Source organism: Enterobacter sp. SLBN-59, assembly GCF_024807915.1.
Lineage (GTDB): Bacteria > Pseudomonadota > Gammaproteobacteria > Enterobacterales > Enterobacteriaceae > Enterobacter > Enterobacter asburiae_B.
In genome coordinates this window covers 4,171,045-4,197,975 of the sequence record NZ_JANUFI010000001.1, presented here as the reverse complement: position 1 = coordinate 4,197,975, position 26,931 = coordinate 4,171,045, and the positions used below count along the sequence as shown (strand labels likewise).

General features: G+C 58.5%; 23 protein-coding genes. 7 read left to right on the top strand and 16 right to left on the bottom strand.

What is annotated here, in order from left to right; all coding sequences use genetic code 11:
- Window positions 1-135 precede the first annotated feature (135 nt).
- Both pbpC and M2422_RS20040 read right to left on the bottom strand, forming a co-directional pair.
- Window positions 136-2,460, bottom strand: coding sequence for a peptidoglycan glycosyltransferase PbpC (pbpC, locus tag M2422_RS20045; protein WP_213788240.1), 2,325 nt, complete (start codon window positions 2,458-2,460; stop codon window positions 136-138).
- A 1-nt stretch (window position 2,461) separates the two neighbouring features.
- Window positions 2,462-7,405 (bottom strand): alpha-2-macroglobulin, encoded by a 4,944-nt coding sequence (locus tag M2422_RS20040; protein ID WP_064673762.1) that lies wholly within the window; start codon window positions 7,403-7,405, stop codon window positions 2,462-2,464.
- Between the two features lie 286 nt (window positions 7,406-7,691).
- Between M2422_RS20040 and M2422_RS20035 the strand changes: the two genes are divergently transcribed.
- From M2422_RS20035 to M2422_RS20020, 4 genes are all read left to right on the top strand, one after another.
- Window positions 7,692-9,236 carry a PTS transporter subunit EIIC gene (locus M2422_RS20035; protein ID WP_064673763.1) on the top strand — a complete coding sequence of 515 codons (1,545 nt, stop codon included), beginning with the start codon at window positions 7,692-7,694 and terminating at the stop codon, window positions 9,234-9,236.
- A 12-nt stretch (window positions 9,237-9,248) separates the two neighbouring features.
- Window positions 9,249-10,616: a 6-phospho-alpha-glucosidase gene (locus M2422_RS20030; protein ID WP_045888293.1), complete on the top strand. Its 1,368-nt coding sequence runs from the start codon at window positions 9,249-9,251 to the stop codon at window positions 10,614-10,616.
- A gap of 90 nt (window positions 10,617-10,706) precedes the next feature.
- Window positions 10,707-11,555 (top strand): 3-mercaptopyruvate sulfurtransferase, encoded by an 849-nt coding sequence (gene sseA / locus M2422_RS20025; protein ID WP_064673764.1) that lies wholly within the window; start codon window positions 10,707-10,709, stop codon window positions 11,553-11,555.
- Window positions 11,555-12,325 carry a MurR/RpiR family transcriptional regulator gene (locus M2422_RS20020; protein ID WP_064673765.1) on the top strand — a complete coding sequence of 257 codons (771 nt, stop codon included), beginning with the start codon at window positions 11,555-11,557 and terminating at the stop codon, window positions 12,323-12,325. The genes sseA and M2422_RS20020 overlap by 1 nt, the downstream gene beginning before the upstream one ends.
- A 17-nt stretch (window positions 12,326-12,342) precedes the next feature.
- Here the strand turns inward: M2422_RS20020 and sseB are convergent, their stop codons facing one another.
- The 11 genes from sseB to trmJ all read right to left on the bottom strand — a co-directional run bounded on the left by sseB (window position 12,343) and on the right by trmJ (window position 21,208).
- Entirely contained in the window at window positions 12,343-13,119 is a 777-nt protein-coding gene (sseB, locus tag M2422_RS20015; RefSeq protein ID WP_023333036.1) for an enhanced serine sensitivity protein SseB, read from the bottom strand.
- 110 nt (window positions 13,120-13,229) lie between these two features.
- Window positions 13,230-14,516: an aminopeptidase PepB gene (pepB, locus tag M2422_RS20010; RefSeq protein WP_064673766.1), complete on the bottom strand. Its 1,287-nt coding sequence runs from the start codon at window positions 14,514-14,516 to the stop codon at window positions 13,230-13,232.
- Between the two features lie 60 nt (window positions 14,517-14,576).
- Window positions 14,577-14,777: a Fe-S cluster assembly protein IscX gene (gene iscX / locus M2422_RS20005; protein ID WP_003860650.1), complete on the bottom strand. Its 201-nt coding sequence runs from the start codon at window positions 14,775-14,777 to the stop codon at window positions 14,577-14,579.
- 1 nt (window position 14,778) lies between these two features.
- Window positions 14,779-15,114 carry an ISC system 2Fe-2S type ferredoxin gene (fdx, locus tag M2422_RS20000; RefSeq protein WP_003860652.1) on the bottom strand — a complete coding sequence of 112 codons (336 nt, stop codon included), beginning with the start codon at window positions 15,112-15,114 and terminating at the stop codon, window positions 14,779-14,781.
- A gap of 1 nt (window position 15,115) precedes the next feature.
- Window positions 15,116-16,966, bottom strand: a complete 1,851-nt coding sequence (hscA, locus tag M2422_RS19995; protein WP_048978841.1) for a Fe-S protein assembly chaperone HscA — start codon at window positions 16,964-16,966, stop codon at window positions 15,116-15,118.
- 14 nt (window positions 16,967-16,980) lie between these two features.
- Window positions 16,981-17,496 (bottom strand): co-chaperone HscB, encoded by a 516-nt coding sequence (gene hscB / locus M2422_RS19990; RefSeq protein WP_024908642.1) that lies wholly within the window; start codon window positions 17,494-17,496, stop codon window positions 16,981-16,983.
- A 198-nt stretch (window positions 17,497-17,694) separates the two neighbouring features.
- Complete coding sequence (gene iscA, locus M2422_RS19985; protein WP_003860659.1) at window positions 17,695-18,018, bottom strand: iron-sulfur cluster assembly protein IscA; 324 nt, start codon at window positions 18,016-18,018, stop codon at window positions 17,695-17,697.
- A 13-nt stretch (window positions 18,019-18,031) separates the two neighbouring features.
- Window positions 18,032-18,418, bottom strand: a complete 387-nt coding sequence (iscU, locus tag M2422_RS19980) for a Fe-S cluster assembly scaffold IscU (protein WP_003860661.1) — start codon at window positions 18,416-18,418, stop codon at window positions 18,032-18,034.
- 24 nt (window positions 18,419-18,442) lie between these two features.
- Window positions 18,443-19,657: a cysteine desulfurase gene (iscS, locus tag M2422_RS19975; RefSeq protein ID WP_008502157.1), complete on the bottom strand. Its 1,215-nt coding sequence runs from the start codon at window positions 19,655-19,657 to the stop codon at window positions 18,443-18,445.
- Between the two features lie 117 nt (window positions 19,658-19,774).
- Window positions 19,775-20,266 (bottom strand): Fe-S cluster assembly transcriptional regulator IscR, encoded by a 492-nt coding sequence (gene iscR / locus M2422_RS19970; RefSeq protein ID WP_023308826.1) that lies wholly within the window; start codon window positions 20,264-20,266, stop codon window positions 19,775-19,777.
- Between the two features lie 216 nt (window positions 20,267-20,482).
- Entirely contained in the window at window positions 20,483-21,208 is a 726-nt protein-coding gene (gene trmJ, locus M2422_RS19965; RefSeq protein ID WP_029741152.1) for a tRNA (cytosine(32)/uridine(32)-2'-O)-methyltransferase TrmJ, read from the bottom strand.
- A 131-nt stretch (window positions 21,209-21,339) separates the two neighbouring features.
- On the opposite strand from trmJ, the gene suhB reads away from it, so the two are divergent.
- A complete protein-coding gene (suhB, locus tag M2422_RS19960; protein ID WP_023308828.1) occupies window positions 21,340-22,143 on the top strand; it encodes an inositol-1-monophosphatase in 804 nt (267 codons plus the stop codon).
- Window positions 22,144-22,182: 39 nt separating this feature from the next.
- On the opposite strand, the gene M2422_RS19955 is transcribed toward suhB, so the two are convergent.
- On the bottom strand, window positions 22,183-23,163 hold the full coding sequence (locus tag M2422_RS19955; protein ID WP_064673767.1) for a nickel/cobalt transporter: 981 nt from the start codon (window positions 23,161-23,163) through the stop codon (window positions 22,183-22,185).
- On the bottom strand, window positions 23,154-23,792 hold the full coding sequence (locus M2422_RS19950; protein WP_033146226.1) for a DUF1007 family protein: 639 nt from the start codon (window positions 23,790-23,792) through the stop codon (window positions 23,154-23,156). Before M2422_RS19950 ends, M2422_RS19955 begins: the two co-directional genes overlap by 10 nt.
- Window positions 23,793-23,917: 125 nt before the next feature.
- Between M2422_RS19950 and csiE the strand changes: the two genes are divergently transcribed.
- The gene (csiE, locus tag M2422_RS19945; RefSeq protein ID WP_064673768.1) at window positions 23,918-25,195 is read left to right on the top strand and encodes a stationary phase inducible protein CsiE; all 1,278 of its coding nucleotides are present in this window, start codon (window positions 23,918-23,920) and stop codon (window positions 25,193-25,195) included.
- Here csiE and M2422_RS19940 read toward each other — a convergent pair.
- Entirely contained in the window at window positions 25,190-26,335 is a 1,146-nt protein-coding gene (locus tag M2422_RS19940; RefSeq protein WP_008502163.1) for a 3-phenylpropionate MFS transporter, read from the bottom strand. The genes csiE and M2422_RS19940 overlap by 6 nt on opposite strands.
- Window positions 26,336-26,508: 173 nt before the next feature.
- On the opposite strand from M2422_RS19940, the gene M2422_RS19935 reads away from it, so the two are divergent.
- Window positions 26,509-26,931 carry a DoxX family protein gene (locus tag M2422_RS19935; RefSeq protein WP_039263751.1) on the top strand — a complete coding sequence of 141 codons (423 nt, stop codon included), beginning with the start codon at window positions 26,509-26,511 and terminating at the stop codon, window positions 26,929-26,931.

The following is a 26,931-nucleotide window of genomic DNA, read 5'->3' as shown; positions in this document are numbered from 1 at the left end:
GTTGTTTTGCATACCTGAGTATGGTGTGGCGCGGATTATAATGAGCAATAGCGCCATTGCCTATGGATTCAGGTAACATTTTTTTAAAATAAGACGAGTTTTAGCAACAGCTCACATCAGAAAGCTATTTTCAGGTCACTGCAACGTAAAATTCACCGTCGCGACCTGACCGGTCTCATCCATAACGAGTAACTGATAATCGCCAGATTTATCAAGCTGTAATGTGTAAACTCTTCCCTTCACATTCAGCGGTTCACCGTTCAAAAACCACCAGCGCTCGCCGCTATTGCCGGTCGCCTGAAGCGGCAGCGAAACGCGGGATTCCCCCGGCAGACGTTTGATGACGGCCCCTTCACGCACGCCTGTCAGGATGAGTGGCGCAGGTGCGTCCTGCGATAGCGGAGGACAGGTGGTTGAGGAAGGAGGGACCCGTACCGCGCGACGCTCGGTTGCCGGCAGCCACGGCTCCAGCGGCAGCGGCCAGACATCCAGGACTTTTTCAGTTGCATCAGGGCAATCTGCCGCCACGCGTTTACCCGTTTTATCCAGCCAGACCGGGAAACGAATGCCGCGTATCCCTTCCTGTTCGGGCAATAGCAGCGTGGGCGGTTCACTCCCTTCCAGCAGCCAGGTCGACAGGCGACGCCGACAGTTTTCACTTCCTTCCGGCAGCGACTGGCCGCCCGGCCAGCAGATCACGCCCCGCCCGACGCTCTCCGGACGCGGGTCGCGCGGCAGGCGGGCTTCGTCTACCGTTGAGCGTGACTGAAGCAGGTTATTGACCTGATTTAAGAGTGGAACTGCGCTGGCGAAACCAAACTGCCCCGCTACGGGCGTGCCGTCCGGTCGGCCTGTCCAGATGCCTATTACGTAGCGGGCATTAAGACCAATAGCCCATGCATCACGGTAGCCGTAGCTGGTGCCGGTTTTCCATGCCAGCGGCGCGATCTGCGGTAATGCATTATCCGGCAGCGGCTGCGCCTCGTTCGCCAGAATACGGCGAATAATCCACGCCGAGCCTTGCGACAGCAGCGGACGTTCAATGAGCGGATCGCCCGGCTGTAACCGCAGCCTCCCCGCCTTACCGTGTCGGGCAAACGCGCTGTAGGCCGCGGCGATATCGGCCAGCCGGGCGCCTGCCCCTCCGAGGATCAGGGACAGATTTGGCTGCGCCCCCGCAGGCAGGATCAGCGGCAAGCCTGCGTTGCTCAACATCCCGGCAAAACGTTTTGGCCCGTAGGCTTCCAGTACCTGTACCGCGGGCAGGTTGAGGGAGCGCACCAGCGCTTCACTCATGCTGACCGGTCCGTGGAACCCACTGTCAAAATTCCCGGGGCGATAATCACCGGTTTTTCTGGGAACGTCCTGGAGAAGAGAGGCGGGATGGATCAGGCCATCGTCCAGCGCCATACCGTAAATAAAGGGCTTTAATACCGATCCTGGGGATCGGATCGCATTGACCATATCCACGTGGCTAAAACGCGTGTCATCGTTAATATCCACCGAGCCGACCCAGCCGCGCACTTTCATATCGGTGTGATCCACGACGATCATCGCCAGCGAGCTGCGTGCCGGCAGGCGAGATTTCCAGTTCATCGCCAGCTCTTCCAGCTGCCGCTGCAGTCCGGCATCCAGCGTGGTGACAATTTTTGCGTCGCGGCTTTTGCCGAGCATCATGCGCGCAAAGAGCGGCGCCAGCTGCGGCATCTGTCGGGGCGCCAGCCATACCGATTCTTCCCGTGATTCTTTAACCTGCTTCGCGGACCAGACGCCCTGCGTTACCATGCGGTCGAGCACTTTGTTGCGCGCCGCCTCGGCCCGTTCAGGCCAGCGGTCCGGACGCAAGCGGCTGGGTGCCTGCGGCAGTACCGCCAGCAGCGCCGCTTCGGAATAGCTGAGCTGCGACGGCTGTTTGCCGAGATAGGTCCAGCTTGCCGCCCCGACGCCCTGCAGCGTGCCGCCAAACGGAGCGCGGTTGAGGTAAAGGGTGAGAATGTCGCGTTTGGAAAGATGCCACTCCAGCTGCATCGCCCGCCAGAGCTGACGAACTTTACCGCCAAAGGTGCGCGGATGTGGGTCCAGCAGGCGTGCCACCTGCATGGTCAGCGTGCTTCCGCCAGAGACGACTTTGCCAGAACTGAGATCCTGCCAGGCAGCGCGCAGGACAGAGAGCGGGTTTACGCCTGGGTGATCCCAGAACCAGCGATCTTCATACTGGATCAGCGCCTCAAGGTAGCGGGGAGAGACCTCTTCAATGGTAACCGGGTAGCGCCAGATCCCGTCGCTATCGGCAAAACGCCAGAGCGGCGTGCCCTTCTCATCTACCACCACCCGGGCGGGATTAACCTCTTTCAGAGGTAACGGCCACAGGCGGTCGGCGGCGACAATCAGCCCCCATAAAACGAGAAGCGCTCCCGCCAGCCATAGCCAGCGGGAGCGTGTCAGACGTGCTATTCGCATATTACGGAACAACAATCAGCGGGCCGCTGGCCGCCCCCGTTGCCCGCCACTGCGGAACGTACATAGACTCCACCATCGGGACCGGCACCTGATAGGTTCCCGGCGTCACGGCACGGGCCAGATAGACCAGCGTGACCGGCTGACCTTCGTTTACCGGTACGGCAGCCACAAAGCGGTCGTCGCGGAATTCCATATGCTGAATGTCCGCCTGCTGCATCTGGCTGAGCAGGTTCTGTACCTCACTGCCGCTGTCCTGCAGACTGGCGCTGCTGCTCGCCAGGTTCTGGTTTTCCAGCTCCAGACCCGCAGGGAGCAGATCCACCACCAGCGCATCCGGCACGTTCTGGCTGGCTTTAACGTCCAGCCACACCAGCACCAGCTCACCGCTCTTCAGCGAGGAGAGCGATTTACTGCTGCCGTCGGTTGCCAGGATATGACGTTCCACCTGCAGCACGTTCGCGCTCGGCTGAGGGGCATATTCCGGATAACCGGTGCTGTCCAGGCGTACCCACAGCGGTGTTGTCCCGGTATTGGTCACCTGCAGCGCGCCAAGCTGGTCGCCGCTCACGTTTTGCACCAGTGACTTATCGCCGCCTGATGCGGTCTCAGACAGAGACGTTTTCGCCTGCCACGTACCAGACAGGGTTTGCAGCGAGCGCCCGGCCAGGAACAGCGCATTGCTCTCCTGCGTTGACAGCCAGCGCTGGCTGAAGGCCTGTTCAGACAGAACATTCAGCAGCGTATTTTGCGCATCCGGCAGCAGCTTGTACTCCTCCAGAAGAGAGAGCATCAGCGCGTTATCGCGAAGCTGGCTGCCGTAATCGGCCATCCAGTTTTTGCTGTCGTTGCGCGGGGTTTTGAGCGCCAGATCCAGCGCCTGCTGGCTGCGCGGTGCATCGCCCATCAGTTTGAGCGCCATGCCCAGCTGCATCAGCGGCAGCCCGGAAGCCGCCTGCCCGTGGCGATCCCAGATTTCACGCAGCGCGCCCAGCGGCGCTTTTTGCTGACGTGCCAGCACCAGCGCGGCATAGGCCTGCACGGCAAACTTGCTGGCCTGAGTATCGTCGCTGTAGCGAATGGACATCATGCCCGGATCCTGCAGGTAGCGCAGCAGGCGGTTATTGGCGTTATTCACCGCATCGACGGGTACGCTGTAACCCTGCTCGCCCGCGCGCACCAGGAAGTCGGTCACGTAGGCCGTCAGCCAGTACTCTTCCGGACCGTTTTTATCCCATAGCGCAAAACCACCGTCTTCACGCTGCATCTGCAGCAGACGGGAGATGCCAATATCAATCGCTGCACGGCGCTTGTCATCGGTGTCGCCCTTGATGCCAAGTGCAGTCAGCTGCGCCGCGTTGGTGTAGAGCGACGGGAACAGGCCACTGGTGGTCTGTTCCAGGCAGCCATACGGATACGCCTGCAGCTCGCGAATATAGCGCGCCAGGTTAAGCGGTGGTTTGCCGCTCAGCAGCAGTTGCCCCTGCAGGGTAGCAGGAGAGAAACCGTTACTATGCTGCACCGGTGCGGTCCAGGACTCGCCGGGGTTCAGCATGGCACCGGTATTCACCGTCTGCGCCGGGAATGCCGGACGCACGCCGATTTTCCAGCTCTTCTGCTGCGGCGCAAAGGTCTCACCCGGAAGCTGCAGGCCCGTAACCTGAGCCGTCACCTCACCATCACCATAACCCTCCAGCGCACGCACCGGAATAAACAGGGTGCTGCGCGCGCCAGGAGACAACTGAACCGGCTGCGGCTGCGAGCCTTCCAGCGACAGTTTTCCTGTCGCGGTCAGGGCGACATTCAGCGTTTGCGGCTTGTCCGTCAGGTTGGTGAGGTCCAGCGTCAGCCTTGAGGTGTCCCCGCTTGCCAGGAAGCGCGGCGTGTTAAGCTCGGTAATGACCGGCGCAGCCACCACAACCTTGCTTTCGCTGCTGCCGAAATCGTCTTCCGTCCAGGCCTGCGCCATCAGACGCAGCTCGCCGTTGAAATCACCAATCGGCAGCGTAATCGTGCCTTCTCCGTTGGCATCCAGCGTAACCGGCTGTGCCTGCTGGGCAATAATGGTGACGTGGTTCACCGGCGGCTTACCGCCGCGCTTCAGCTCATCACCGTCACCACCAAAGCGCAGCGCGGCCAGGCGGCCCTGCCCTTCGATGACCTGGCCGTAGATATCGTAGATATCCGCGCCGTAGCGTTTCTGACCGAAGAAAGCCTGCCACGGATCGGGCGTAACGTAATCGGTGATGTTCAGCACGCCGCTGTCAACCGCCGAGACCAGTACGTTCACTTTCTGCCCCTCTTTCACGCTGGCTTTCACCTTCACAGAGAGCGTCTGGTTTGGACGCATTTTCTGCGGGTTATCGAGCGCAATGTTCAGACGACGATTTTCATCGCCCATCGGCAGATGCAGCAGGCCGATCGCGCGTTTCGGCGTGGCGGATTTCGATTTATCCCCAGGACGAACCACCAGCGTACTCAGGTAGAGATCGTGACGTTTCCAGGCTTTGTCGACCGGGATAGCGAGATCAAGCCCGTTTGCCGGTACGTCGATCTCTTTCCACCACAGCGGCCCTTCGCTGGACTCGATCATCGCATAGCCCTTACCTGCTGCCGGCGCTGCAATGTGCAGGTTAATGGTATCGCCTGGCTGATAGGCTGGCTTATCCAGTTTCAGCGTCACGCGGTCAGGACGTGCAGCCCCGGTGCCGTCGCTGTTATCCTGCCAGCTGTAGCCTGCCCAGAAGCGCACGCTGCTGACCATCTCATCAGGCGCTTTAACTTCCAGACGGTATGAGCCCCACTCCACCGGGAAGGTGACTTTACCCGTCTCGTCGGCCTTGAGAGTCAGCTCCTGCTCGCCTTCAACCAGATCTTTCTGATCGAACTGAGACTGCCAGCCTTCGCTCTCAGACCAGTTCCAGAAGTAGTCGCGGCGCTCACGGATCAGGCGTACCTGTAAACCGGAAACCGCCTTTTTCGCTCCGCTGGCATCGGCATAAACGATGTCGAAGCTGGCGTTGCCGTTCTCGTCAACAATCGGTTGGTTGACGGTGGTATCGGTGCGGTAGTCGTAAACGGCTTTACTGGCGAACTGAGGGCGAATACCCGGCAGCTCAGCCGCTGGCCAGATGGCCTGCTCAGCGCGACGCGTTACCGGACGGCCGCCGGACTCCAGCAGGCTGGCCTGCAGGATCAGCTGCAGCGGAGAGTGCACCTCTTTCCACTGGCTTTCGGTAGAAACCTGCCCACGCCCCTGCTCATCCAGCGTAAGCTGAACTTCATCCAGACTGCGGCTCAGGTTCTCCTCGGCGATATCGCCAAACTGGAAGCCCGGCAGCGCAGCCACCGCGTCACGCAGCGGACGCAGGAAAAGCTGGCCCTGCAGAGAATTACCGTTGGCCGGGGCGCCATACAGGTAATATCCCACTACGTTAAAGTCCACGTTATCCTGCGGTGAAACCGGCGTTTTTTGTCCGCTCAGGTTGAGCGCCATACGCTCTGGCATGAAGTCTTCGACGTGGAAGTCCCACAGGCGCTGCAGGTTATCGCCCGTGTTGGCGCGGATATGCCACATACCGGTCTGCGCCCCGCTGTCCAGCGGATAGTTAAAGCGATAAAGTCCGTTCTCTGGCTTGACGACAATCGTACGCGCGACCTGTCCATCCGGACGCAGCACGTCAAGCTTCACAGGCTGATCCGGAAGTGGCTTACCGTCACTGTCGCGCAGAAGACCGTTGAGGATCACCGTTTCACCCGGGCGGTAGAGATCGCGTGGGCCAAACATAAAGAATTGCTTGCTGTAGCCCGGGCTCCCCGCGATATCAAACTCCGCCAGGTCGAGTGCCGGTAGCTTGAGGTCAAGCAGCGTGGTCTGGCCATCTTTACTGGCCAGGATCAGCGCGGCCTCTTTGTCGGTTTCAAGCTTCGCATGGCCGTCGGCATCGCTCTTCGCCTCGGCGAGAGTCTGGCCTTTATCGTTCAGCAGCGTGACGGTCACGCCGGACTGCGCCGCACCGTTTTCCAGACTCTGAGTGAAAATATCCAGGCGGTTATGGTAACGGTGAGCGGACAGGCCAATATCGCTTAGGGTAAAGAGCGTTGCGGCGTTGCTGTAGTTGTAGTGTCCAGCCTGGTTCATGACCGCGATATAAACGCCAGACTGCTGGAGCGGTTTAATATCCTTCAGGGGCAACAGCAATTTTTCGCGCGTGTTGCGCGCCGGATTAAGATCGAATCGACCGGTGTAAACCAGCTCCGCCATCTTCAGCAGGTTATCGGATTCCCAGTTGGTCAGCGAGTTACGGTACTCCCACTGGCTGACAAGGGAGGCCAGCGATTCCGGCTTCACGCGGTAAAAGTTGACATCAACATTGTTGACGTTGAGCGCCATCACCGGCAGACCTTCCACCACCTTGCCCGGCAGCAGCGAGCCGCGGCTGGCAAAACCAACGGTGGGTTCAATGTCCCGGGTGGTCAGGGCTTTTTCATAATCAATGCCGAACGTCGCCTTGTTCAGCGCCTGCAGGTCACGTTCAACGGTGACGACCAGGTTGCGGTTAGGCTCCAGATGACGCAGGCGAAGCTCTTTCAGGTTAGGCGCAAGTTCCCACGCCCCGTCAACCTTGCCGCTTTTCTTGTCCACGACATGCACCGTTTTGGCGAAATCCTGATCGGGATTCAGCGGAACAGAAAAGGTCAGCACCAGCGTGGCGGCACCGTCGAGCTGAACTTCTGAGGTATCCAGCAACGTCAGCGCTTTTCCCTGAGTCTGGGCAGCCAGTTTAGCCAGCGTTTCAGCATTGGGCTTTTCCGCGGCTTTCGATGTGGATGCGGTGGATGCCGCGGGAGCCGCAGCCTGAGTTTTATCGTCGCTGTTATCACAGCCGACAAGCGTAAACGTGGTGAGCAGCGCAAGAGAGAGCGCGGCTAAGCGAAACGGTTTCATCCTTTGTCCCTGGCCCAAGGAGCCTGTTGGTCGTCGTCCGGATAAGTATTATCCGCAAGTTTCATTAATTCAAAAAGGCCAATTTTAAAATCTGGAAAGCGCCTCGCAGAACGGCATCACGCCGCTACGCCGTGATGGAACCGCGATCACAGCACATAACGTCACATGTTACCTTTCAAGTCATTTGTTTTTAAAACAAGAGGATAGCTGGCTAAGCTCGCCCGAAGGCTGCTAGTTTTATGACCATGACGCACCCCGAGTGCGCGGTTCAAAAAGAGAGAAAGCCATGAAACGAGCCGTGAACGCCCTACAAAATTTCGGAAAATCATTGTACGGACCGGTACTTATCTTACCGATCGTCGGTCTGTTTATCGCCTTTGGTAACGTGCTGGGTAACGGTAACCTCGCTGAATACCTGCCGTTTCTGGGCCATCCGCTGATTCAGCACCTTGGTCAGCTTATCGCGAAATCTGCCGTGTCGGTGCTGGTCAACCTGGCGCTGGTGTTTGCCGTCGGGATCCCGATTGGTCTGGCGACGCGGGATAAAGGCTATGCCGCGCTGATTGGTCTGGTAACCTTTGTCGTGTTCATCAACGCCATGAACGTCACGCTACAGCTGCAGGGCGCGCTGGCGCCAGCGGCCCAGATGAAAGCGGCCGGGCAGACCATGGTGCTGGGCGTGCAGGTGCTGGAGATGGGCGTTTTTGCCGGGATCCTAACCGGGGCGCTCTCCGGATATCTGTACAACAAATACTCCGGCGTACAGTTTAACGGCGCGATGGCAATTTACTCCGGCCACTGTTTTGTCGCCATCGTCATGCTCCCCGTCTCCATGCTGCTCGGCGTGGTGATGAGTGAACTGTGGCCGTATGCCCAGCACGGCATTAGCGCCCTGGCGCTGGCCATCAAAGGCTCCGGGCCGTTGGGCGTGGCAATCTACGGTTTCCTGGAACGTATTCTGGTCCCCACCGGCCTGCACCATCTGGTTTATACCCCGTTCCTCTATACCGAGCTGGGCGGCACGCAGGAGGTGTGCGGCGCAACCTATCAGGGCGCGCGCAATATCTATTTCGCCGAGATGGCCTGCCCGGACGTGAAGCAGCTCAGCAGCACCGTGGTGTGGGACGCGCGCGGCATCAGCAAGATGTTCGGCCTGCCTGCCGCAGCCCTGGCGATGTATATGACCGCAAAGCCGGAGCGTAAAGCCATTGCGAAAGCCATTCTGATCCCGGCGGCGCTGACCTCGCTGCTGGTCGGCGTGACCGAGCCGATTGAGTTCTCCTTCCTGTTCGTCGCTCCGCTGCTGTTCGTGGTGCACGCGGTGCTGACCGGCATCGGCATGATGCTGTTCTCGCTGCTGGGCGTTCACGCCATCGGTGCCAACGGGATTATCGACTTCATCCTGTACAACCTGCCGCTCGGCACGGAGAAGTCCAACTGGCCGATGTACATCGTGGTCGGGCTGATCATGTTTGCCCTCTACTTCGTGGTGTTCCGCTTCCTGATCCTGCGCTTCAACATGAAAACGCCGGGCCGTGAGGATGACGATCGGGAAACGCGCCTCTACAGCAAGCAGGAGTACCAGGCGAAGGGCAATAACGACGGGCTGGGCGAATCCATCGTGACGGGTCTGGGCGGCCGGGAAAACATTGAGGTGGTGGACAACTGCTACACCCGCTTACGCGTCACGGTGAAGGACGTCGCCATTATCGACGAGCCGCGGCTCAAGGCGACCGGCGCGAAAGGGATTATCAAACAAGGTAACAACGTTCAGGTGGTCTACGGGCTGCACGTCAAAAAAATGCGAGAAGCCGTTGAGACGTTTCTCTGAAAGGAGCTAAAGATGTTTACACCCCCATTTATTTTGTCGATTGCCGGCGGCGGTAGCACCTACACGCCGGGCATTGTGAAAAGCCTGATGGTGCGCCTGCAGGATTTCCCGCTGGCCGAAATCCGCCTTTATGACATCGACGAGGCGCGCCAGAACACCATTGCGCCCGTCGTCGAGAAGGTCATTCGCGACCACAGTCAGAGCATCAAATTTACCGTCACCAGTGATCCGGAAGTGGCGTTCAGCGGCGCGCATTTCGTCTTCGCCCAGATGCGCGTCGGCCAGTACAAGATGCGCGAGCAGGATGAGAAGATCCCGCTGCGCCACGGCGTGGTCGGTCAGGAAACGTGCGGACCCGGCGGGCTGGCCTACGGGCTGCGCACGATCCTGCCGATGGTGGAACTTATCGATCTGGTGGATCGCTACGCGCACGAGAAGGCCTGGATCGTGAACTACTCCAACCCGGCAGCGATCGTCGCGGAGGGTGTGCGCCGCCTGCGGCCAAATGCGCGGGTGCTGAACATCTGCGATATGCCTGTCGCCGCGATGCGCAATATGGGGGCGATTCTGGGTGTCGATCGCCGCAGGCTGGAGGTGGACTACTTCGGCCTGAACCACTTCGGCTGGTTTACCCGCGTGCTGGTGGACGGCGAAGACAAGCTTCCCGAACTGCGTAAACATATCGCGAAGTTTGGCCTGCTGACGGAAGATGCGGCTAAAACCGATCCGCAGCATTCCGATCCATCATGGGTCAAAACCTGGCGCAACATTAAGCCGATCATGGACAACTTCCCGGAGTATCTGCCGAACCCGTATCTGCAGTACTACCTGATGCCGAACCAGATCGTGGAGCATCAGAACCCGGACTATACCCGCGCCAATGAAGTGATGGACGGGCGCGAGAAAAAGCTGTTCGCCGCTGCCGAAGAATACAAGCGCACCGGGATCCTGCCGGACGCCTTCCACGTAGGCGTCCACGGCGAGTTTATCGTCGATGTCGCCTGCTCGCTGGCCTTTAACCTGCGGAGCCGCCATCTGGTGATGGTGGAAAACCGCGGGGCGATTACCAACCTGCCTTACGATGCCGTGGTGGAGGTGCCCGCTTATATCACCTCCGAAGGCCCGGAACCGATTCGCGTCGGTCAGGTGCCGCTGTTCCATCAGACCCTTTTGCAACAGCAGCTCGCCTCTGAACAGCTGCTGGTAGAGGCCACCATCGAGGGCAGCTATGAGAAAGCCCTGCAGGCGTTTACCCTCAACCGCACCGTGCCGACCATGGAACACGCGAAAGCGATTCTGGATGAGATGATCGAGGCCAACCGCGACTACTGGCCTGCGCTGCAAAAAGCCTGGCAGGACGGCGAAACGGTGAAAAAATAGGGGCTTGCTCGCGAGTTGAACGTGGTTTGCTTGTCGGTGTCAGAAAAAACACCGACAATCCTTTTTTACGGAAAAGAATGGAGGCAACCCATGTCCACCTCATATTTTGTCGCCGCCGACTGGCTGATTGAGCACGGTGACGATCCGGAAGTTCAGATTATTGACGCGCGTATGGCCCCGGCCGGGCAGGAACACCTTCGCGATATGGTCGCGGAATACCGTGCCGGACATCTGCCTGGCGCGGTATTTTTTGATATCGAAGCCCTCTCCGATCACAACTCTCCCCTGCCGCACATGCTGCCGCGCCCGGAAGCGTTTTCTGTGGCGATGCGCGAGCTGGGCGTCAGCAAAGACAAACACCTCGTTGTTTATGATGAAGGTAACCTCTTCTCCGCACCGCGCGCGTGGTGGATGCTGAAGAACTTCGGCGTGGAAAAAGTCTCTATTCTGGCGGGCGGGCTGGCGGGCTGGAAGCGCGACGAGCTGCCGCTCCAGCAGGGTGACGTGACGCTGCCGGAAGGCGAGTTCGACGCCACGTTCGACGCGCACATGGTGAAACGCCTGACCGACGTGCTGGTCGTGAGTCATGAAAAAACGGCGCAAATCGTCGATGCTCGTCCTGCACCGCGCTTCAATGCCGAAGCGGATGAACCGCGTCCGGGGCTGAAGCGCGGACATATTCCGGGGGCGCTGAACGTGCCGTGGGGCGAGCTGGTGTTTGAGGGCGAGCTGAAAACCACCGACGAGCTGCGGGCCATTTTTGACCGTGCTGGCGTGGATTTACATCGTCCGATTATTGCCAGCTGCGGCTCCGGCGTAACGGCCTGCGTGGTGATCCTGGCGCTCGCCACGCTCGGCGCGAACGACGTCACGCTCTACGACGGCGCCTGGAGCGAATGGGGTGCGCGGGACGATCTGCCGGTTGAACCCGCGAAATAATGGATAACCGCCTGGCCACGCTGTTAACGCGCGGGACATCGCTGACCCGCGCGGAGTATCGCGTCCTCGCCCACCTCACGGAGCACCCGCTGCTGGTGGGCAACATCACGGTACGCGAGCTGGCGCAGGCGACGTTTGTTTCTACAGCCACCATCATGCGGCTGTGTCAGAAGCTGGGGTTCAGCGGCTTTAGCGAGTTTATCTGGCACTGCAAGCAGCTGCTCTCCGACACGCCGCATATTGCCGCCCAGGGGCAGTCGCTTCCTGAACTCCCGGCGCTGTTTAATCAGTTTATCGCCAACTATCAGCACACCTTCCAGTGGGTCACGCAGGAAAAGCGCCAGCAGTTTGCCGACCTGCTGCGCCAGAAAGAGAGCTTCTTTCTCTACGGGGCCGGGTTTTCCTATCTGTTTGCGGAGTACCTGACCAAGAAGCTGCAGGTGCTGGGCAAAACGGCGTTTATCTCCGGGCCGGGGGACAGCCGGAATATTTTCCTCAGCAACGCCGCCCGCTATCAGGTGTTTATTGCCGTCTCGCGCAGCGGCGAAACGGAGCAGGTGCTGGATAAAGCGCGGATTGCCAAAAACGTCGGCATGACGATCGTCGCGTTTACCCGCGCCTCGGCCAACACGCTGGCGGGGATGGCGGACGTGCACTTTGCCCTCTATGACGAAGCGGTGCACTTTGCCGCTGAAGCCGCGGGGGTGACGTCGTTTGAGTCGAATCTGGTGCTGCTGATGGATTTACTGCTGCTGGAAGCAACGGGGTGATATTCACCCCGCCATAATCAGATGATGCGGTTGGTTTTGAGATCGCGCAGGAAGCCGCCCCAGCGACGCTCGTAGAACGGGGTGATGTGCTCGGTAATAAAGTGGCTGATGCCCTTCTCGCCGTTCTTCACCTGGCAGATATCAATCGGCTCGTCGCCCGGCAGCGTGTCGGTCGCCACGCTTCCCGCGGCCTGAATGATATCGTCGATATCGCCGTCCGCCTCAATACCAATCAGCAGAACCGGATGCTCGTCCGCGCGCTCTTTAATGGAGCAGAGAAACGCGCGTCTAACCGGTTTCAGGGTTTTGAACAGCGTCGTCAGGGAATCAATCATCTGCGCGGGCGGCTCGGCTACTTCAGACAGCAGCAGCGTTTCGCCCCCTTCCAGCACTTCCTGGGTGCTGAGCGGGTTGCCCTCTTCGCCAATCAGATGGCTGATTTCACGCGGCGTAAACTCTTTCCCGGTCGGCAGCTTCGCGTTAAGGAACAGCGTCTGGCCCAGCGTCATTTCAAACAGGGTACGCACCGGCATCACCACGAACGCCTGTTCGTCTTCTACCGCTTCCTGCAGGGCTTCCAGCGAGGTAAAGAACGGGATCACCGACGTGCCGTCGTCTTTCTCCCAGTGCAGCAGATCCAGCGCGCTGTCTTCGACAACCTGCTCACCTTCCGCCGCGGTGCCCGGCACCCAGACGGTGGATTCCAGCAGCGTGCGGAAAAATGCCGGACGGTGGGCGGGCTCGGTCGCCGCCTGCTCCAGCAGAGTTTCTAATTCGTTTTTGGTTTCGGACATAACAATTCCAGATGATGCATTTCCCCTCACCCCAGCCCTCTCCCTCAAGGGAGAGGGAGCAAACCATCCCCTCTCCCCTTGGGAGAGGGTTAGGGTGAGGGCAATAAAGATTACTCAGCCGTCAGCAGGTTCGCCACGGTACGCACGCCCAGACCGGTCGCGCCAGCGGACCACTGCTCAACCGCCGCTTTACGGTAGGTTGCGGAGCAGTCGATGTGCAGCCAGCCTTCGTGGTAGTTCTCAACGAAGTGGGACAGGAAGCCTGCCGCCGTGCTTGCACCCGCCGGGTACGCCGCGCTCGCGGTGTTGTTCAGCTCGGCAAAGTTGGACGGCAGCTGGCTGCGGTGGAACTCGGCCAGCGGCAGACGCCAGAACGGCTCGTTTTCCGCAGCGGCGCTTGCCAGCAGGCGAGCGGCCAGCTTGTCGTCAAAGCTGAACAGCGCGTGGTAGTCGTTGCCCAGGGCGGTTTTTGCCGCGCCGGTCAGGGTCGCCATGTCGATAATCAGCTCTGGCTTCTGGGCAGACGCGTCGATCAGGCCATCGGCCAGCACCAGACGGCCTTCGGCGTCGGTGTTCATCACTTCGACGTTTTTGCCGTTGCGATAGCGAATGATGTCGCCCAGCTTGAAGGCGTTACCGCTCACCATGTTGTCCGCGCAGCACAGATACAGCTTCACGCGCTTGTTCAGACCGCGGGTAATGGCGAACGCCAGCGCGCCGGTGATGGTTGCCGCGCCGCCCATGTCGGACTTCATGGAGTCCATGAACGCGCTCTGCTTCAGGCTGTAGCCGCCGGTATCGAAGGTGATGCCTTTACCCACCAGGCATGCAAAGACCGGCGCCGCTTTATCGCCGGTTGGGTTGTAATCCAGCGCCAGCAGGACCGGAGGACGCTCAGAACCACGGCCCACGGTGTGGATGCCCATGTAATTCTGCTCGCGCAGGTCTTCACCCTTGGTGATGCGGTAGGACATCTTGTCGCCCGCCACGCCGCACAGCAGGTCAACCGCGCGCTGCGCCAGCTGCTCAGGACCGAGCTCTTCTGCCGGGGCGTTGATGGTGTCGCGCACCCAGTCGATGATTTGCAGGCGGCTTTCCAGCTCTTTCTGACCGGCTTCGTCGAGGTTAGCCCACTCGATTTTGCGGGTGCCTTTCGGGCCTTTGTAGCCTGCCCAGAATGCCCAGCTGCGGTCGGTGTCCCAGCCTTCGCCTTCCAGGGAGACATGCTTAATGCCCAGGCCGTCAATTTTGCGGGCGGCGCGCTGGATCAGGCCGGTATCATCTTTGCCCGTCAGGTGCAGGGTAATGCCGTCGTTATTAATGCTGTAGGTGGCTTTCTCGCCCCAGCGTGCGTCAGCAGGCTGATTCGAGAGCGTAATCTTCATCGCTTCGGTCATTTTATTTTTCCTTATTAGCAACTAGCAAACGGGCCGCCTGAAGGCAGCCCGTTATGTTATTTATTCTGCTTCATCTAACCAGACTAACAGAATCGCCTCCAGAATTTTTTCATTGGATGCGTTTGGATCGTCGTCGAAATCCTCTAAATCGCAGATCCACTGGTGCATGTCGGTGAATCGTACGGTCTTCGGATCGAGATCCGGGTTCGCGTCGTAGAGCGCTTCGCCGATTTCACGGCTGTCTGTCCACTTCAGTCCCATATCAATGCTCGCGTGCGTGGTTGATGGTGTAGCGTGGGAACTCCACGACCAGATCTTCGTCGGTCACAGCGGCCTGGCAGCTCAGGCGGCTGTCAGGCTCCAGACCCCATGCTTTATCCAGCATGTCGTCTTCGTCTTCGGTGCTCTCGGCGAGAGAGTCGAAACCTTCACGCACGATGCAGTGGCAGGTGGTGCAGGCACAGGATTTTTCACAGGCGTGTTCCACTTCGATACCTGCACGCAGGGCAACATCGAGAATGGTTTCACCGGTCTTCGCTTCCAGAACAGCGCCATCCGGACAGAGGTCCGCATGAGGCAAAATAACAATCTTTGGCATATTAAACCTCGTCCACGGACTGGCCTTTCAGCGCGACGCGGACAGATTTGTCCATGCGGCGAGCAGCAAAGTCCTGGGTTTGTTTATCAACGTTTTTAATGGCTTCTTCTATTGCGTCAGCGTCATTGCCTTCTGCTACTGCGCTTAAATGCGCGGCAGCGTCGTCAATCACCTGGCGCTCAGCGGCGCTTAACAGCGCGGCATCGGCAGCGAGCGCGCCGTTCAGGCTCTCCAGCACGCGGGCGGCTTCAACTTTTTGTTCAGCCAGCATACGCGCCTTCACATCCTGTTCGGCGTAGCTCATTGAGTCCTGAATCATGGAGGCGATTTCGCCATCGGTAAGGCCGTAGGACGGCTTCACCTGAATGGACGATTCCACGCCGGTCGATTTTTCCATCGCAGTGACGCTCAGCAGACCGTCCGCATCCACCTGGAAGGTGACGCGAATATGCGCCCCGCCCGCAGGCAGCGCCGGGATACCGCGCAGCGCAAAGCGCGCCAGAGAGCGGCAGTCCTGCACCAGCTCGCGCTCGCCCTGCATCACGTGGATGGACATCGCGGTCTGGCCGTCTTTGAAGGTGGTGAACTCCTGCGCGCGCGCCACCGGAATGGTGGTATTACGCGGGATCACTTTCTCTACCAGGCCGCCCATGGTTTCTAACCCGAGCGACAGCGGGATGACGTCCAGCAGCAGCATTTCGCTGTCCGGCTTGTTGCCGACCAGGATATCGGCCTGGATTGCGGCGCCCACGGCAACCACTTTGTCCGGGTCGATGGAGGTCAGCGGCGTGCGGCCAAAGAATTCGCCCACGCGCTCGCGCACCAGCGGCACGCGAGTCGAACCGCCCACCATGACCACTTCCAGCACCTCGTTCGCCTCAACGCCCGCATCTTTCAGTGCGCGACGGCAGGCCAGCAGGGTGCGTTTCACCAGCGGGGCAATCAGATCGCTGAACTGGTCGCGGGCGATCTCACCCTGCCAGCCCGCAACGTTTACGCTAACCGTCTGCGCATCGCTCAGGGCGATTTTGGCGTCGATGGCCGCATCCAGTAGTTCACGCTGCACGCGGGCATCGCTGCGATCGCTGATGCCCGCCTGCTCGCGAATATAATCCGCCAGCAGATGGTCGAAGTCATCGCCGCCCAGCGCGGAATCCCCGCCGGTCGCCAGCACTTCAAACACCCCGCGGCTCAAGCGCAGGATCGAGATATCAAAGGTACCGCCGCCGAGATCGTAAACCGCAATCACCCCTTCCTGACCGGAGTCGAGGCCGTAGGCAATCGCCGCCGCCGTCGGTTCGTTCAGCAGGCGCAGCACGTGCAGGCCTGCCAGACGCGCGGCGTCTTTGGTGCCCTGACGCTGTGCATCGTCAAAATAGGCCGGAACGGTGATGACTACGCCGTCCAGATCGCCGCCAAGCGTCGCCGTCGCGCGCGCCGCCAGCGCTTTAAGGATGTCGGAGGAAACGCGAATCGGGTTCAGCAGACCGGCCGCGGTCGCAATCATCGGCAGGCCGTTTTCACTGGCCTGCAGCTGATAAGGCAGATGCGGATAGCGGGTCTGAATATCGGCCAGAGAGCGGCCCATCATGCGCTTTACGGAGCTGATGGTGTTGGCCGGATCGCGCGCGGCGTTGGCGCGGGCGTCATAGCCGACCGCGTGACCCTGCTGCTGGTAGTGGACCACGGAAGGCAGCAGATGGCGGCCCTGCTCGTCAGCCAGCGTTTCCGCCTGGCCGCTGCGCACGGTCGCCACGAGGGAATTGGTGGTGCCCAGATCGATACCCACCGCCAGACGACGCTGGTGCGGTGCGGCACTTAAGCCAGGCTCACTAATTTGTAATAAGGCCATAATTGCTTCCGAAATTAAAAATCGAGCAGCTTTTCTTCGAGTTGTTCAGCACTGCTTCGCAGTTTATCGAGAAAACGGAGTTTGCGCACAGTGTCTGCCGCCACGTCCCAGGTCTCGTTGTTCAGTTGCTCCACCATCTGCTGATGGCGGGTATCGAACATGCCCTTCACGCGCGTGATGAAGCTTTCCAGACGCGCTTCGTCTTTGGCCTGTTCAATCTCATCCAGCTCTTCGCGAAGCTCCAGCTGTTCCATCAGAAAAGCGGTGTCGCGTACGGTATGCTGTTCGCTCGCCAGATCGAAACCGTGGAGCGAGAGCAGATATTCTGCACGCGCCAGCGGATGGCGCAGCGTCTGCCAGGCCTGGTTGATGGTCGCAGAGTGCGATACCGCGGCCAGCTGTTCTGCCTGAGTACCACTGGCGAATTTATCCGGGTGATACTGACGCTGAAGATCCTGAAAACGGATCGTCAGCGCCTGGAGATCAATCGGGTATTGAGCGGGTAGTCCGAAGAGAGTGAAGTAATCCATAACAATCTCAGGGGTAGCCTGTTAGAACAAACCCCACGCGCAGCAGAGCCACGGTGGGGTTATACCTTCTTACTTCGCGCTGCAGATGCGTTGTCTGCGCTCGTTCACCCCAGTCACTTACTTAAGTAAGCTCCCGGGGATTCACTCGCTTGCCGCCTTTCTGCAACGCGAATTAATCGGTATAACAGCGGAACGCGGTTAAACGTGGAAGCTTTCGCCGCAACCACACTCGTCTTTGACGTTCGGGTTCGTGAACTTGAACCCTTCGTTCAGGCCTTCTTTAACGAAGTCCAGCTGAGTGCCATTGAGGAATTGCAGGCTTTTGCCATCGACCACCACCTTCACGCCCTTGTCTTCAAACACGGTGTCGTCAGACGCCGGCTCGTCAACAAACTCCAGTACGTAAGCCATACCAGAACAGCCGGAGGTACGTACGCCCAGTCGCAGGCCAAAGCCTTTACCACGGTTCGCCAGAAAAGAGCTTACTCGCGCGGCAGCGCTGTCGCTAAGGGTAATCGACATACTCAAACCTCAATTATTTTGCTTCACGTTTGCTTTTGTAATCCGCAATGGCGGCTTTGATCGCGTCTTCTGCCAGAATTGAACAGTGAATTTTCACCGGTGGCAGTTCGAGTTCTTCAGCAATATCCGTGTTCTTGATTGCCTGTGCTTCGTCCAGAGACTTGCCCTTCACCCATTCGGTAACCAGGGAGCTGGACGCGATAGCAGAACCGCAGCCGTAGGTCTTGAAGCGCGCGTCTTCAATGATACCTTCATTGTTGACTTTAATCTGCAACTTCATCACGTCGCCACACGCCGGTGCGCCAACCATGCCGCTACCGACAGATTCGTCGCTGTTGTCAAAAGAGCCAACGTTGCGCGGGTTCTCGTAATGATCGATGACTTTTTCGCTGTATGCCATGATTGAATTCTCCTTATGTACCGATTAGTGATGTGACCATTCAATGCTGTTCAGATCCACGCCCTGCTTGAACATTTCCCACAGTGGAGAAAGGTCGCGCAGACGGCCGATGGAGTTGCGAACCAGCTTGATGGTGTAGTCAATCTCTTCTTCGGTAGTGAAACGACCTAAAGAGAAACGGATAGAGCTGTGCGCCAGCTCGTCGGTCATGCCCAGCGCGCGCAGCACGTAGGATGGCTCCAGGCTTGCAGACGTACAGGCAGAACCGGAAGAAACGGCCAGGTCTTTCAGCGCCATGATCAGCGATTCGCCTTCAACATAGTTGAAGCTGACGTTGAGGATGTTTGGAGCACCCTGCTCGAGATCGCCGTTCAGATACACTTCTTCCATATCTTTCACGCCGTCCCACAGACGGTTACGCAGCGTGCGCAGGCGCGCCATCTCGGTTTCCATCTCTTCTTTCGCAATGCGGTACGCTTCGCCCATGCCCACGATCTGGTGAACAGGCAGCGTGCCGGAACGCATGCCGCGCTCGTGACCGCCGCCGTGCATCTGTGCTTCGATGCGGATACGCGGTTTACGACGAACGTACAGCGCGCCGATCCCTTTCGGGCCATAAATTTTGTGGCCGGAGAAGGACATCAGGTCCACTTTCAGCTGGCTCAGATCGATAGGCAGTTTGCCCACGCTCTGGGTCGCGTCAACGTGATAGATGATACCGCGCGCGCGGCACATTTCTCCGATGGTCGCGATGTCCTGAACGACGCCGATTTCGTTGTTAACGTGCATGATGGAAACCAGAATGGTGTCATCACGCATGGCCGCTTCGAGCTCTTTCAGGTCGATGATCCCGTTGCTCTGTGGCGCCAGGTAAGTCACTTCGTAACCTTCACGCTCCAGCTGGCGGCAGGTATCCAGCACGGCTTTGTGTTCGGTTTTGCTGGTGATGATGTGCTTGCCTTTTTTCTGATAAAAGTTGGCTGCACCTTTGATCGCCAGGTTGTCGGATTCGGTCGCACCGGAGGTGAAAACAATCTCACGCGGGTCGGCACCCACCAGGTCGGCAATCTGATTACGGGCGATATCTACCGCCTCTTCAGCATGCCAGCCAAAACGGTGTGAACGGGAAGCTGGGTTACCAAAGTTTCCGTCCAGGGTCAGACACTGCATCATTTTCTCGGCAACACGCGGGTCCACCGGCGTGGTTGCGGAGTAATCGAGATAAATCGGTAATTTCATTGCTCTTTAAACTCCGTACATCGCTTCAATGCAAGGAATCAGGCAACCGGCTGGATGTACGACCGAGTACGCGGGGCGTGACCGCCCCGGCCTGATTCTGAAATCTTTATCGTTTTATTACGCGCGCAGTTTGACGTCGATAGCGTCCTGCGCGCGGGTGCTGCGTTGGGAATCCTGACCGTGCTGACGACCAGAGACATCCAGAACTTCCTGGTTATTGACCAGTTCACCCAGGGTGATGTTGTTCAGGAAGCCGGTAAGACGGTCGCTCAGATCGCGCCACAGCGCGTGGGTCAGGCACTTATCGCCGCCCTGGCAGCCGCCTTTCCCCTGGCAACGGGTCGCGTCAACGGATTCGTCAACTGCGCTAATCACTTCACCAACTGCAATACTGCCCGCGTCTTTACCCAGCAGATAACCGCCGCCTGGGCCACGAACGCTGGAAACCAGTCCATTTTTACGCAGTCTGGAGAACAGCTGCTCCAGGTAAGAGAGGGAGATCCCTTGTCGTTCAGAAATATCAGCCAACGGAACCGGGCCCGCTTCGGAGTTGAGCGCAACGTCCAGCATCGCGGTCACGGCATAACGCCCTTTAGATGTCAGTCTCATGTCTTACTTAACCTCAAACTCGCCCCTGCCCGGGGTTTTTTATTGTAAAATGGGGGTATTGCATAGCAGGGCCAAGTCTGACATTCCTGACTAAAATGGTCAACTATTTACTTGACTGTTTTAGTCAGGTATTTAACCTTCTGTGCCTTCATAACCCAGGTGCGGCCTGATGCCCTCACCCCAGCCCTCTCCCGCGGGGAGAGGGGGAAATCGACACTACTCTTTATTCTTCTGCTCAATCGACGCCAGAATCCCGCGCAGGATGTTCAGCTCCTGGCTTTCCGGGCGCGCGCGGGTAAACATGCGGCGCAGCTTGTTCATCACCTGGCCCGGGTGGCCTTCACGAATAAAGCCGGTTGAGAGCAGCGTCTGCTCCAGGTGACCATAGAAGCGCTCAAGATCGTCCACCAGCGGGTAGGCCGTCTCTTCTTTCTGTTCGACCGGTTTCTCCTGCGTCGCCAGCCACGCCATACGCACCTCATAGGCGATAACCTGCACCGCCATCGCCAGGTTCAGCGAGCTATATTCCGGGTTCGCCGCGATGGCGACGTGATAGTGGCACTTCTGCAGCTCGTCGTTGGTCAGGCCAACGCGCTCGCGGCCAAACACCAGCGCAACCGGTGCCTGCTCCGCTTCTGAGACGCTTTTCAGGCCGCATTCGCGCGGGTCCAGCATCGGCCACGGCAGCGTGCGTGAACGCGCGCTGGTGCCAACAACGAGGCTACAGCCGGCCAGCGCTTCGTCAAGGGTATCGACGATCTGAGCGTTGCCGATCACGTCGCTGGCACCGGCCGCCAGGGCGATAGCCTGCGAGTCAGGTTTCACCAGCGGGTTAACCAGCCACAGGTTCGTTAAGCCCATGGTTTTCATAGCGCGGGCAACGGAGCCCATGTTGCCGGTGTGCGATGTTTCGACCAGCACGATTCGAATGTTTTGCAGCATAATTTTTAATGTCTGAATTCAGCGTCTGAAGAATATTCCGGCATATTATCATAAACGGGAGACATAATCCGATCCCACTGCTATACTCTGCGCCGATTTTCCTGTTCTTTAACATCCAGTGAGAGAGACCGATGCATCCGATGCTGACCATCGCCGTGCGCGCAGCGCGCAAGGCGGGTAATGTAATTGCCAAACACTACGAAACGCCAGACTCCGTAGAAACCAGCCAGAAAGGCAGCAATGATTTCGTGACTAACGTCGATAAAGCCGCAGAAGCGATTATTATCGAAACGATCCGCAAATCTTACCCGCAGCACACCATCATCACCGAAGAAAGCGGTGAACATGAAGGTACCGATCAGGATGTTCAATGGGTTATCGATCCACTGGATGGCACCACCAACTTCGTCAAACGCCTGCCACACTTCTCTGTGTCTATCGCAGTACGCATTAAAGGCCGTACTGAAGTCGCCGTTGTTTACGATCCAATGCGTAACGAACTGTTCACCGCTACCCGCGGTCAGGGCGCACAGCTGAACGGCTACCGTCTGCGCTGCAGCAACGCACGCGATCTGGACGGCACCATTCTGGCGACCGGTTTCCCGTTCAAGGCGAAACAGCACGCGACCACCTATATGAATATCCTGGGCAAACTGTTTACCGAATGCGCTGACTTCCGCCGCACCGGTTCTGCCGCACTGGATCTGGCCTATGTAGCAACAGGCCGCGTTGACGGTTACTTCGAGCTGTCACTGAAGCCGTGGGACTTTGCTGCGGGCGAGCTGATCGCACGTGAAGCAGGCGCCATCGTGTGTGATTTCACCGGCGGCCATAACTATATGTCTACCGGCAACGTCGTTGCAGGTAACCCACGCGTTGTTAAAGCCATGCTGGCCAACATGCGTGATGAACTGAGCGATGCGCTGAAGCGTTAATCCCGGTCATTCCCTCTCCCGTGGGAGAGGGAATCCCAATTAAAATGGCCGCAATCCTCTTCCCACCGGTACCGCGCTCATCCACATCGTCACCGCTGCCACCAGCAGAATCACCCCGCCCGCCAGCGCAAGCGTTGTCCACCCTACCTGTCGCCACAGCACCGGCGTTTTATTGCCGCTGAGTTTGACCGCCAGCTGACGGAAGCTGTGAACCAGCAGCGCTAAAGACGAAATGGTGAGAGACGTCCCTGCCGCCATCGCCAGCGCGGAAAGCATTCCCCAGCCAAACACGCCTATCACCTTGCTGAACAGCAGCACCATGATTGCCCCCGAACACGGGCGCATGCCCATCGAGAGAATAATCATCAGCCGCGCGCGCCAGTCGTCGCCGTTCTGCAACTGTTCCTGCGTGGGCAAATGCTGATGCCCGCAGCCGCAGCTTTCATCATGAACGTGGTGCGGCGTGAAGGTTTTGAATTTCGGTTTTTGCAGCAGCACGCGCAGCTTTTTCAGCGCCCGCCAGCAGAGGATCAGCCCCAGCACGCCAACCAGCGCGTAGCTCCCCTTCTCCAGCCAAAAACTGCTCATGTGCAGCTGGCGCGCGGGAAGCTGCAACAGCGAAAGCACGACTACGACGAGCGCAATCGCCACGCTGCCCTGAAGCAGCGAGGAGGCCAGCGTCAGCCCGATACTCGATTTCAGCTTCGACGGATGGGTGGCGAGCCAGGTCGTTATCACGATTTTGCCGTGCCCCGGCCCCAGCGCGTGCAGAACGCCATAGATAAAGCTGAACGCCAGCAGGGAACCACCCGCTTTGGTCGGGTTCTCGGCCACCGCCTTCAGCAGACCGCTCATCTGCTGATTGACCTCACGCTGCCAGACGATGCTTTTCATCATGACCTGCGGCCAGGCCTGCCAAAGCCAGAGCGAGCCGCAAACGGCCAGCAGGAGAAAAAGCGCCAGCGGCCAGAGGTGCAGCCAGCGGCGCGGTTTCCGAACCGGAGAGGAGATCACTGACATTGTAACGTCACCTCCTGCGCGAACTGTTTACCCAATTCCATGTCCTCAGGCGGTGCATCCTCCTTATCAAGCGAGACCGCAAAGTTCAGCGTCTCCTCGCTGGGTTTCGGGGTGTGAACGCCAATTTTGCAGTTTTTTTGCAGAGCGTCCGGCAATCGTACGTCGCCGTCTTTGTCATAGCGCATATCGACATAGTAGGTAGGATCAAAAGTGGAAAACGTGTAAGTTTGCCCGGCCAGCGGCTGCGGATGCGCCAGCGGGAGCACAAACGTCAGCACCGCCTGATGCCCGTCACGCGTCATCCCGTATTCCGTTGGCCGGTTCAGAAATTTGACCTTTTGCCCGTTGTGCCAGAATTCCGTGAAGTAGTGCTGGCCGAGCACGTTGGCCATCACTTCCGCCGCCAGCTTTTTCCAGATTTCATCGCCGGGCTTCGCGTTTCCCGCATCATAGAGCAGATCGGCCGAGGTGATTTCATCCATCGTCCAGCGCATCTTCAGGCCGCTCAGCTGCGTGCCGTCGGTAACCAGCTCGGTCTGGAGGTCAATAAAACTGTGAGGGTGTGCGCTGGCGGTGAAGCTGATAACCGCCAAAAATAACGCCATCGCACTTTGTTTAACTGTTTGCATCAATTCCTCACGTCAAAAATTCTGTGATGTCCCCCAGCAATCCTGAGTGAAAGGCCTGCCGGCGCGCTTTTCAGCGCTCATCCTTTAGCTATTCTTATCAAACATTCACACTGGATACCCGACAGATGATGACGACGCTTGAAATTCCATCTGTGCTTTCCAGTTCGCAGCGCCGCTGCCAGGTGCTTTTGATGCTATACCTGCCCGATGCTGCCGTCACCGCAGAGAGCATAATCGCTGCCAACGGGGTGGACGACGCGATGGCACGGCAAGATATAGCCGAGACGCGCGATGAAATCCAGCGCTATCACCGGCTGGACATCATCACGCACCACGACGGCAGCTACCGGATTGAAGGCACAGCCCTGAATCAGCGTTTATGCCTGCTGCACTGGCTGCGCCGGGCGCTGCGGCTTTGCCCGCAGTTTGTCTCACACCAGTTTACCCCCGCATTAAAAACCGCGCTTAAACAACACGGCATTGCGCGACCGCTGTATGACGATGCGAACCTGCGGGCGCTGATCGGCTTCTGCTCCCGCAAGCTCCAGCGCCAGTTTGAATGTCGCGACGTCCAGTTTTTACAGCTCTATCTGCAATACTGTCTTATTCAGCACCAGCTCGGGAATACGCCACAGTTTTCTCACGTTCAGCGCAGCTGGACCCAGTCGAGAGGGGAGTATTTTACGGCCCAGGAGATCGTGCGTCACTGGAGACGTCGCGTGCCGCAGGGAGCGCACGGGGATGAACAGCTGTTTCTGGCGCTGCTGTTTATGATGCTCCGCACGCCCGATCCGGTGCTCGATAAACACCAGCAGGATCAGCGCTTGCGCCGGGCCATCGTGCGCATGGTCGCCCGTTTTCGCTCGCAGACCGGGATGAACTTCAGCGATGAGCAAGGGCTGACCGATCAGCTGTATATCCATCTTGCTCAGGCGCTGGACCGCTCGCTGTTTGAAATTGGCATCGACAATAGCCTGCCGGAGGAGATCCATCGTCTCTATCCCCGGCTGTTACGCACCACGAAGGAAGCGCTGTTTGAGCTGGAAGCGGAGTTTGGGCTGCGTTTTTCTGATGAAGAGATGAGTCTTGTCGCGGTGATTTTCGGCGCCTGGCTGATGCAGGAGACCGATCTGCACGAAAAACAGGTGATCCTGCTGACGGGAGACGATAAAGCCAGCGAGGACCTGATTGAACAGCAGCTTCGCGAGCTGACGCTGCTGCCGCTCAACATTCGCTATCTGACGCTGCAGGCTTTCCAGAAAGAGGGGGCACCGCGCGAAGCCGCGCTGGTTATCACCCCCTACCCTACCGTTCTGCCGCTGTTCTCGCCGCCGCTGATACATGCCGTTGAAACATTGAACGCGCAGCAGCAAGAACATATTCGCGCCATGCTGGAATCATAGCGAGGCGCGAGCGGCCACTTTAGGGCGAACAACGATGGCGGGTAAGGCGACCAGCGCCATCACCCAGAAAACCCCATGCCCCAGGTGCTGGTAGAGGAACCCCGCAAAGACCGTCATGATCGCGATACTGCCCCCCATCGCGACCGCCGAGTATACGGCCTGCAGGCGAATAACGTCTCCGCCCTCGCGCGCAGCGATATAGCGCATCGCCGCCAGATGGCACACGGTAAAGGTGCCGCAGTGAAGAATTTGCGCCACTATCAGCCACGGCAGATCGGTCGTCCAGCCCATAATGCCCCAGCGCGCCACGCCGCACACGGCGGAAAGCAGCAGGAGGTCTCGCGCGCCAAAGCGACGGAACAGCTTTTTGCTCAGGGCGAAAATAATGACTTCGGCCACTACCCCCAGCGACCACAGATAGCCCACTGCGGAAGCAGAATATCCCGCCCCCTGCCAGTAGATGGCGCTGAAACCATAGTACGCCGCATGCGCCCCCTGAAGCAGACAGACACACGCCAGAAAACGCCAGCTCTGGGCCACCAGGCTCCGCCAGGCGGGCCAGCCTGCGCTCTCCTGATGGCGGCTTTCCCCTTGCGGCATCACCGACGGACGCAGCAGCATACCCAGCAGCATTGAGGCAATACCAATACTCAGCAGGGCGAGAATGGCGCGGTAATCGTAAAGGCTGACCAGTTTGCCCACCAGCGCGGAACCAATCACAAAGGCAATTGAGCCCCACAGGCGCACGCGGCCGTAGTCCATGGTGATCTGCTTTTGCCAGGTGTTCGCCAGAGCATCCGTCAGCGGTACCAGCGGTGAGAAGAACAGGTTAAAGCCGACCATCACCACCATCAGCCAGGCAAACTGGTGGCTGACCCAGAAGCAGGCAACAAAGACCAGCGTCAGCAGAGCAAGAATGCGCACGGCCTTGATCAGCAAGGAGGGATCGCTGACGCGCGGGGCAATCAGCAGGCTGCCGAGGAAACGCGCCACCAGCCCGGCCCCCAGCAGGACACCGATAGTCTCAGGAGTCAGGCCGATACCCTTGAGCCAGACGCTCCAGAAGGGCAGAAAAATACCGTAGCTAAAGAAATAGGTGAAATAACTGAGCGCCAGCCAGCGCGTGGAATGCAAGACCATGAATCCCTCCCGAAATCGAGGCCATAGTCTGGCGAGAATATAAAAATTAAGCAAGTAGATAGCCTGCTATAAATTAACGAAAAATTAACATCTTGTGCAGTCGTCTGGCTTATGGCAGGGAATGAAAATATGTATTACGTTTAAATTACTCCACTTGCAGAGGTTTTTCTGCCATGAACTCACTACGTTATTTCGATTTCGGTCAGTCACGCCACCTGCTGCTGCTGATTGGCCGCATCGCGCTTGTCGTACTGTTTATCATCTTTGGCTATCCAAAACTGACGGGGTTTAGCGGCACCGTACAATATATGACCTCGCTGGGTACGCCGATGCCCATGCTGGCGGCCATTATTGCGGTGGTGATGGAAGTCCCTGCTGCCATCCTGATCGTGCTGGGCTTTTTCACCCGCCCGCTCGCGGTACTGTTTGTATTCTATACGCTGGGCACGGCGATTATCGGTCACCATTACTGGGATATGACCGGTGATGCGGTCGTGCCGAATATGATTAACTTCTACAAGAATATTAGTATTGCTGGCGCCTTTATTTTGCTGGCGATAGTCGGACCGGGAGCCATTTCCCTCGACCGGCGTTAA